The organism is Brevundimonas sp. (assembly GCF_036405315.1).
Lineage (GTDB): Bacteria > Pseudomonadota > Alphaproteobacteria > Caulobacterales > Caulobacteraceae > Brevundimonas.
On sequence record NZ_DASWXW010000044.1, the window covers coordinates 1 to 6,499 of the forward strand.

Here is a 6,499-nt window from a genome sequence, read left to right on the forward strand (position 1 = left end):
CCCCGGCTTCGGCGCCCATGGCGGCATCAAGGATTCGGCCAGCACCGACGTGGTGGTCCATGCGGGCAAGGCGCTGGCGACCTTCTACCAGTGCGGCGAGGCCTATCAGTTGGACCCGACCTCGCTGGAGGATCAGGGCGTAGCGCCCTGGGCGCCGCTGGACGGGGTCTCGGCCCATGCGCGGGTGGACGAGCGGACCGGCGAGCTGCTGTTCTTCAACTACTCGAAGCACGCGCCCTACATGTATTACGGCGTGGTCGGCCGGGACGGGCGGCGGACGCACTACACGCCCATCCCCTTGCCGGGCGCGCGTCTGCCGCACGACATGATCTTCAGCGAGAACTACACGATCCTGAACGACTTCCCGCTGTTCTGGGACGAGAAGGCGTTGAAGGCGGGCTATCACGCCGTGCGCTATCGCCCCGACATGCCGTCGCGCTTCGCCGTCATTCCCCGCTATGGCGAGGCCAAGGACATTCGCTGGTTCGAGGCGGCGCCGACCTATGTGCTGCACTTCCTCAACGCCTATGAGGAGGGCGACGAGATCGTCATGGACGGCTATTTCCAGGAAAAGCCTATGCCGGACCCGCTGGGCGACCTGCCCGAGATCTACGCCGAGCACGCCCACATGATGGCCTTCGTCGACGAGAACAGCTTCCGTCCGAAACTGCACCGCTGGCGCTTCAATCTGGCCGACGGGACGACCAAGGAAGAGCGGCTGGACGACCGGCTGGTCGAGTTCGGCACCATCAATCAGCAGTTCGCCGGCCAGCCCTATCGCTACGCCTTCAGCACCACGACCAAGCCGGGCTGGTTCCTGTTCAACGGCTTCATCAAGCACGACCTGAAGACCGGCGAATCCTGGACCGTGACCCTGCCCGACGGGCGCTACGCCAGCGAGGCGCCGTTCGCGCCGCGCATCGGGGCGACGGACGAGGACGACGGCTATCTGGTCAGCTTCATCATCGACGAGAACGCGGGCCGGTCGGAGTGCATCCTGATCGACTGCAAGCGGTTCGAGGACGGCCCCGTCTGCCGCATCGCCCTGCCGCACAAGATCAGTTCCGGCACCCACGCCTGCTGGGCCGACCGCCGCTTCCTGACCGCTGAGGCAGGCGCGGCCGACGCGGCTTGACCCAGCGTCGTTCTGCGTCTCATCTTGCTTTTATTAGCAGACCGTCTTGAGGCGGCGACCGGGAGGCTTTCATGGACGCATCGGATCAGGTGTCGGAGCAGTGGCGCACCGCAGGCTTTCGCGACGCGGGACTGATGCCCGTCGATCTGGACGTGCGGCGCGAGGCGGACGGGGCGCTGGTGATGCGCTCGCGCGTGGCTCTGGCCGACCATGACTGGAACCTGCCGCGCGCCTTTGCCGGGGTAGCGGCGCGCCGGGGGGCGGAGACGGCCCTGGCGCGGCGCGATCCGGCCCAGGGCGGGGCCTGGTCCACGCTGGACTACGCCGGTCTGAAGCGCCGCATGGACGCCGTGACCCAGTGGCTGCTGGATCATCCGCAGCATACCGGCGGGCCGCTGATGCTGATGGGCGCCAACAGCCCGGTCATGGCGGCCTTCCTGTTCGGGGCCATGGCGGCGGGCGTGCCGACCGCGCCGGTCAGCGCCCACTACGCCCTGCTGGGCGGCGATCTGGGGCGGTTGAACCACGTCATTCGCAGTCTGAAGCCGTCGATCCTGTTGGTGGAGGACGCGCGCATGGTAGCGGGCGCGATCGACGCCCTGGACCTGGGCGACGCCATCGTCATCACCGCGACGCCCGAGGCGCTGACCCGCCCCAGCCTGCCTCTGGCCGAGGTCATGGCGACACGGCCTGGCCCAGATGTCGCCGCGAGCATCGAGGGGTTGCACCCTGAGCAGGTCGCCCAGTTCATGATGACCTCGGGCTCGACCGGTCTGCCCAAGGTCGTGCCTCTGAGCCTGAAGTCGATCGCCGCCAACACCGCCCAGGCCGCCCAGGTGATTGGCGAAGGCTATGCCTGGTCGGGACAGATGCTGGGATGGATGCCGTGGAACCATGTGGCCGGGGCGGCGGTGCTGCGCGCCGTTCTGCTGGCGGGCGGGGCTTTCTACATCGACGACGGCAAGCCCATGGCGGGTCTGTTCGACGCCTCGATCCGCAACCTGCGCGAGCTGCCGGTGCGCTACTACGTCAACGTCCCCACCGGCTACGCCATGCTGAGCGACGCGCTGGAAGCTGACGCCGAGCTGCGCCGGACCTTCTTCTCGGACCTGCGGGTCATGGTGTTCGGCGGCGCGGCCCTGAGCCAGTCGGTCAGCGACCGGATTCAGGCCATGGCGGTGCAGGAAACCGGCCATCGCATCATGCTGACCTCGGCCTATGGCGCGACCGAAACCACGGCGGGCTTCATGGTGGTGCATCAGTACACCGACCGACTGGGACTGGGCCTGCCGGTGCCGGGCGTCGAAGTGAAGCTGGTCCCGCATGACGCCGACAAGTTCGAGGTGCGGGTGCGCGGCCCCAACGTCATGGCGGGCTATTACGACGACGCGGCGCGGACCGCCGAGGCGTTCGACGCGGACGGCTATTACCGGATGGGCGATCTGGCGACCCTGACCGACGTGGGCGATCCGGCCCAGGGCGTCTTCTTCGCCGGGCGGCTGGCGGATCAGTTCAAGCTGTCGACCGGCTCCTGGGTGTTCGGGGCGCAGATGCGCGAGGCGGCCTTGCAGGCCCTGGCGCCCCTGGCCGCCGAGGTGGTGCTGTGCGACGACAACCGGCCGTGGCTGGGCGTTCTGGCCTGGCCCTCGGCCGCGGGGATCAAGGCGGCGCTGGACATGGAGGTCGCCGAGGCCCTGACCTCGGGCGCTCTGGCGCAGGCGGCGCGGGAACGACTGGCCGCACACAACGCCTCGGCCCACGGCGCCAGCGCCCGCATGGCCCGGCTGGCCTTCCTGACCACGCCGCCCGATCCGAACGCCCACGAAGTGTCGGACAAGGCCACCATCAACCGCCGCGCCGTCATCGACAACCGCAAGGCCCAGGTCGACGCCCTCTACGCCGAGCCGCCGGGGCCGGGCGTGGTCGTCGCCTGAAACAGAGAGAATATCCGATGGTCTATATCCTGGGCGGCTGGCAGTCCGACTTCAAACGCAACTGGGCCCGCGAGGGACTGGAGATCGGCGACGGTTTTGCCGAGGCCCTGCACGGCGGGCTCGATTCCGTGGGCATGGCGCCGGACGAGATCGAGGTCGGCCATGTCGGCAACTTCGTCGGCGACCTGTTCTCGGGACAGGGACAGTTGGGCGGCTTCTTCGCCATGGCCGAGCCGGCCTTCGACGGCCTGCCGACCTCGCGGCACGAAGCGGCCTGCGCCTCGGGCAGCATCGCCCTGCTGGCGGCGATGACGGATATCGAGTCCGGTCGCTATGGAACCGCCGCCGTGCTGGGGCTGGAGATGATGCGCAATGTGCCGGGCGAGACGGGCGCGGCCTATCTGGGGGCGGCCGCCTGGGTCGGGCATGAGTATCAGGGTGCGCGCTATGTCTGGCCGCGCGCCTTTTCGGAACTGACCGACGAATATGACCGTCGCTACGGCATCGACGAGGCGCATCTGCGCCGAATCTCCCAGATCAACTTCGCCAACGCCAGGCTGAACCCCAATGCCCAGACGCGCGACTATGTCTTCAATGACGCCAGCTTCTCGGCCGACGACGAGGCCAATCCGGTGATCGAGGGGCGGGTGCGCAAGAGCGACTGCGGCCAGGTGACGGACGGGGCGGCCATGGTGGTCCTGGCCTCGGCCGAGCGGGCGGCGGACTACGCCCGGCGGCGCGGCATTCCTCTGGACAGCCTGCCGCGCATCAAGGGCTGGGGCCATCGCTCGGGACCGATCAGCTATGCCCGCAAGGTCGAGGCCAGCGCCGGAGCGCCTTACGTCTTCCCGCAGGTCAAACGCGCCATCGACGAGGCGCGGGCGCGGGCCGGTCTGTCGCTGGACGGGATCGACGCGGTGGAGACGCACGACTGCTTCGCCATGACCGAATACATGGCCATCGACCATCTGGGCCTGACGGCGCCGGGCGAGAGCTGGAAGGCGGTCGAGGCGGGGGATATCGAGATCGGCGGACGCCTGCCGATCAATCCGTCGGGCGGTCTGATCGGCTGCGGCCATCCGGTCGGGGCGACCGGGGTGCGGATGGCGCTGGACGCCTTCCGCCAGACGACGGGGACGGCGGGCGGCGGTCAGGTCGAGGGGGCGCGTAACGTCCAGACCCTGAACATCGGCGGCTCGACCACCACGACCGTCAGCCTGGTGATCGGCCGCGACTGAAGCCTCAGGCCTCGGGGGGGCTCAGCCGTCCCGACGCCGGACGCGGATGGCGATGGCGGCGGAGCCGTGGGCGATGGTCAGGCCCTCGGGCGTTGAGACCGTCACCTCGGCCACCACCTTGCGCGGGTCGGCATAGACCGCGCGCCCCTCGGCGATCAGCCGTCCGCAGCCGATCGGGGCGGCGTTGAGGAAGCGCATCGACAGGTCGGTGGACAGCAGAAACTCGCCCGGCTTCAGCAGGGTCATGGCCGCCCCGCCGCCGACGATGTCGACCAGGGCCGCCGTCACCCCGCCATGGACCAGGCCGACGAAGTTGGAGTGGCCGGGGTCGATGTCGCACTCGACCCGCATGAAGCCTTCAGCCGCCTCGACCGGACGGGCGGCCAGGCGGTTGACGAAGCCGCCCGGCCAGACGGTTTCGATCCAGCGCCGCGCCAGCTCCAGCCCGCTCTGCGCCGGGTCGAGGGCGAAGGCGGGCGGCTGGATCATCGGGGGCGACGCGGTCATGCGGCGGGGCTCCGGGGCGCGGTCAGCCCGGCGAAGCGGGCGGCGGCGGTGCGGTATTCGGCCTCCAGCCGGTCCACCACGACGGCGGTCGGCTCGACGGCGCCGACCTTTTGCAGGCCCTGACCGGCGGCCCAGATGTCGCGCCAACGCTTGTGCGCGGCGTCGCCGGAATAGTCGCGGGTGATGGGGCCGCCCAGCGCGTCCGGGTCCATGCCCGCCGCGCGCAGGCTGGGCTTCAACCACGAGGCGGGGGTGCCCGTGATGGCCGATGAGACGATCAGGTCGTCCGGCCCGCAATCCACGATCATCTGCTTGTAGGGGTCCTGCGCCCGGCTCTCGGCGGCGGCCAGGAAGCGGGTGCCCATATAGACCATGTCGGCTCCCGCCGCGATCGCGCCGGCCACGCTCGCGCCGTCGGCGATGCCCCCGCCGATGGTCAGCCAGCCGTCGAAGAACTCGCGCACCGCCGAGACGAAGGCGAAGGGCGACAGGTGGCCGGTGTGGCCGCCGGCGCCGGCGCTGATGCAGGCCAGGCCGTCCACGCCCGCGTCCGCCGCCTTCCTGGCCAGGGCCATGTTGACCACGTCGGCGAAGACCAGGCCGCCATAGGCCTTGACCGTCTCCATGACCGGCTTGGGCGAGCCCAGGGCGGTGATGACGATGGGCGGCTTGTACTGGGCCACCAGGGCCAGATCCTCGGCCAGACGGGCGTTGGTCGAGTGGGTGATCAGATTGGCGACCCAGGGGCCGTCGCCGGGCGTCAGGGCGTCGGTGATCTGACCCATCCAGGCGTCGAGGTCGGCGACTGTCCGGCAGTTGGGGGTGGGAAAGGCGCCGCCGACGCCCGCCTTGCAGGCGGCGATGACCAGTTCCGGCCCGCTGACCAGGAACATGGGCGCGGCGATCACGGGCAGGCGCATCGGGTGGGGGAAGGTGGTCATGCGGATTTCAGGTGTCCGGATTGGTCGCCCAGGGACTGGCGCAGTTCGCGCTTCAGCACCTTGCCGACGGGGTTGCGCGGCAGGACGTCTATGACCTCCAGCCGTTCGATCTGCTTGTAGACGGCCACGTGCTTGTCGCCGGTCAGGAAGCGGTTGATGTCGCCCAGGTCGGCGCTCTGACCGGGCTTGAAGACGACGAAGGCGCACAGACGCTCGCCCAGGTTCGGGTCGGGCGCGCCGACCACGGCGGCGTCGGCCACGGCCGGGTGGCCGATCAGATGGCCCTCGATCTCCTCGGAGGAGATGTTCATCCCGCCGCGGATGATGACGTCCTTCAGACGCCCGACGAAACGATAGAATTGCAGCCGGTCGCCGGCCAGTTCGAACAGGTCGCCGGTGCGGAACCAGCCGTCGCCGTCAAAGGCGCGGGCGTTGATCTCGGGCGCGCGCCAATAGCCGGAAAAGACCGTCGCGCCCTTGACCCGCAGCTCGCCGGGAAGGCCCGGCTCGGTGATCTCCTGCTCGGTCTCGGGATCGACCAGGCGGGTGAAGATGCGGTCGTGCAGCAGGGCCTTCCATTCAAAGCCGTCGCCCAGGCGCGGAAACAGGACGGCGCGTTCGGCGGCGTCGGGCACGTCCTTCTGGGCGCTGGGGAAGGAGGCGCCTTCGTTGGAGCCGAAATAGTTGACGATCTGGACGCCGTATTTCTCGTGGAAGGTGCGGACCATCCATTCCGACAGGGGC

Annotated in this window: 6 protein-coding genes; 3 read left to right on the plus strand and 3 right to left on the minus strand. The window is 69.5% G+C overall.

The window, feature by feature from the left end:
• The 3 genes from VGE49_RS02930 to VGE49_RS02940 form a co-directional block, all read left to right on the plus strand.
• The coding region (locus VGE49_RS02930; RefSeq protein WP_331033089.1) for a carotenoid oxygenase family protein at positions 1-1,135 on the plus strand (1,135 nt) is incomplete at its 5' end.
• A gap of 71 nt (positions 1,136-1,206) precedes the next feature.
• A complete protein-coding gene (locus VGE49_RS02935) occupies positions 1,207-3,069 on the plus strand; it encodes an AMP-binding protein (RefSeq protein WP_331033090.1) in 1,863 nt (620 codons plus the stop codon).
• Between the two features lie 17 nt (positions 3,070-3,086).
• A complete protein-coding gene (locus VGE49_RS02940; protein WP_331033091.1) occupies positions 3,087-4,307 on the plus strand; it encodes an acetyl-CoA acetyltransferase in 1,221 nt (406 codons plus the stop codon).
• A gap of 21 nt (positions 4,308-4,328) precedes the next feature.
• Here VGE49_RS02940 and VGE49_RS02945 read toward each other — a convergent pair whose 3' ends face one another.
• The 3 genes from VGE49_RS02945 to VGE49_RS02955 form a co-directional block, all read right to left on the minus strand.
• Positions 4,329-4,814: a PaaI family thioesterase gene (locus VGE49_RS02945; RefSeq protein WP_331033092.1), complete on the minus strand. Its 486-nt coding sequence runs from the start codon at positions 4,812-4,814 to the stop codon at positions 4,329-4,331.
• Complete coding sequence (locus tag VGE49_RS02950) at positions 4,811-5,755, minus strand: NAD(P)H-dependent flavin oxidoreductase (RefSeq protein ID WP_331033093.1); 945 nt, start codon at positions 5,753-5,755, stop codon at positions 4,811-4,813. Before VGE49_RS02950 ends, VGE49_RS02945 begins: the two co-directional genes overlap by 4 nt.
• Positions 5,752-6,499 (minus strand): class I adenylate-forming enzyme family protein (locus tag VGE49_RS02955; protein ID WP_331033094.1); only part of this gene is annotated, 748 nt, incomplete at its 5' end. The genes VGE49_RS02955 and VGE49_RS02950, both read right to left, overlap by 4 nt.